Origin of the sequence: Pseudomonas sp. EGD-AK9, from assembly GCF_000465935.2 — a bacterium.
Taxonomy (GTDB): Bacteria; Pseudomonadota; Gammaproteobacteria; order Pseudomonadales; family Pseudomonadaceae; genus Aquipseudomonas.
In genome coordinates this window covers 1-1,760 of record NZ_AVOF01000500.1, presented here as the reverse complement: position 1 = coordinate 1,760, position 1,760 = coordinate 1, and the positions used below count along the sequence as shown (strand labels likewise).

The window sequence follows — 1,760 nt, the reverse complement described above, 5'->3', positions numbered from 1 at the left end:
TCGACCCGGGCGCTGCGCTTGGCGCGATTGGGCACCTCCTGCATAACGCCGAGCATGCGCATGGTCATGGGCTCGGCATCCAGGCGCCAGCGCTCCTGCCCTTCGATGGGCAGGTTCTGCAGGCCCAGCAGCAGTTTCGGATCGGGCAGCTCGCCGGCGGGCACCGCGGCCTGGCGCGCCGCCTCCAGTTCGGCGGCGCGCGCCATCAGGTTGGGCGCTTCACGCCCGGCCAGGAGCAGGGCCTGCTCCAGGGTCAGGGCCAGACTCGGCATGCTGGCGAGGCTGGCCAACACGGCGCCGGCCAGCAGCGGACCGAGGCGCGAATAGGCAATGGACATCGGTTGATTCCTGTCGAAAACCAGCGTCCCGCGGGACGCACAGCCCCCCGCCGGCAGCCGGGCTGCACGGAGGGCATCGAGGTTGGCGAGGGAATCAGGCCCGGGGCGGACGCCAGGGCGCGAGCAAGGGTCGTGACAGGGGATCGGCGAGAGCGTGCCAGGCAAGCCGCGAGGGAGCGAGCAGCCCGTCCATCCGCGGCGGCTGGCTGCCGAGCAACGAGGCTCCGGCGCTGGAGCACTGCGACATCTCGGCGCACAGCTGATCGCCAGCGGCCATCGCCCCGTCGTCGCAGCAGTCGCCCGGCTGGCCGCTGCCCTGGCTCATCGGACAGGGATCGCCCTGCGGCAGCAGGCCCGCCAGGGACTGCAGGGGCAGCACCAGCGTCAGCAGCAAGACCAGATAGAGGCGGGCCATGGCGTTCATGCCAGGCAGTCTAGTGCGCCGCCAGGTCGGCGGCAATTGATCGGGGTCAAGGGCGCCTAACCCGTCTCGGCGCGTCCTCCATGGCCTTTGCCAGCACTCCTCGGGCGAGACCTGCGCCACGCCCGGTTACAACTCGCGGATTGCCCCGCGTGACCAACAGTCATAGCATGACCAACGGTCACGACTCACCGCGGAAACTCCATGCGCTACCAGGATCGACTCTTCCAGCAACGGGAAAACGCCCTGCTCGAATCCGCCCGCCAGCTGTTCCAGGAGCAATCCTGGGATCGCGTCACCATCGCCGAGGTGGCGCGTCACGCCGGCATCGGCAAGGGCACGGTGTACAAGCACTTCCCCAGCAAGGAGGCGCTCTATGCGCGCCTGGTGCTCGATCGCCTGAGCCAGCACCTGGTCGAGCTGCGCGAGCTGAGCCAGACAGTCCCGCCGGAACAGGCCATGCGCCGGGTGGTCCGCCGCGCCTTCGAGCAGTTGCTGGCCGACCAGTTACAGGCCCAGCTGTGCCTGCTGTGCGACCGCCCGGCCTTTCAGGAGCGCCTGGAGGCGCCCTATCGCGAGCAGTTTCTCGAACTGGAAGGCCAATACCTGGCGCTGTTCAACCAGTTGCTGCAGTGCAGCTTCGCCGATCTGCAGCTGTCGCAGGCCGACTGCCTGCACCTGCTGTGGGGCGTCGAGGCCTGCCTCAACGGGGTGAAGGCACGCATCGCCTCCGGCGGCTTCGACCACTGGGCCGAGCCCATCGAACTGGACGCCTATCTCGACCGCGTCACCGACTTCATCATCGCCGGCCTGCGTGGCCAGGCCGCGGCGCTGCAGGCAGCGCCCGCACTCAGCGAGTAACCCGCCATGTTCGCCCAACTCAGCAAACGTCCCTGGATCATCGCCGTCCTCATCATCCTGGTGCTGCTGCTCTGGCTGCTCAGCGGCGAGCGCTTCGCCGCCCGCGACGAGGCCACGGCCGACCAACCGGCCGCGGCCGC

2 protein-coding genes and 1 pseudogene are annotated in these 1,760 nt (G+C 69.2%); 1 reads left to right on the top strand and 2 read right to left on the bottom strand.

Going from position 1 to position 1,760, the window contains the following annotated elements:
* Both N878_RS19540 and N878_RS19535 read right to left on the bottom strand, forming a co-directional pair.
* Positions 1-338: pseudogene (locus N878_RS19540) on the bottom strand (hypothetical protein); the annotation flags it as partial.
* 94 nt (positions 339-432) lie between these two features.
* Positions 433-762 carry a hypothetical protein gene (locus tag N878_RS19535; RefSeq protein WP_021445243.1) on the bottom strand — a complete coding sequence of 110 codons (330 nt, stop codon included), beginning with the start codon at positions 760-762 and terminating at the stop codon, positions 433-435.
* A gap of 201 nt (positions 763-963) precedes the next feature.
* Here N878_RS19535 and N878_RS19530 point away from each other — a divergent pair, with 201 nt between their 5' ends.
* Complete coding sequence (locus N878_RS19530) at positions 964-1,620, top strand: TetR/AcrR family transcriptional regulator (RefSeq protein WP_021445242.1); 657 nt, start codon at positions 964-966, stop codon at positions 1,618-1,620.
* Positions 1,621-1,760: the final 140 nt, after the last annotated feature.

Excerpts from the sequence above, each read along its gene's own strand:
- N878_RS19535 (WP_021445243.1), bottom strand. The coding sequence starts at position 762 with ATGAACGCCATGGCCCGCCTCTATCTGGTCTTGCTGCTGACGCTGGTG.
- N878_RS19530 (WP_021445242.1), top strand. The coding sequence starts at position 964 with ATGCGCTACCAGGATCGACTCTTCCAGCAACGGGAAAACGCCCTGCTC.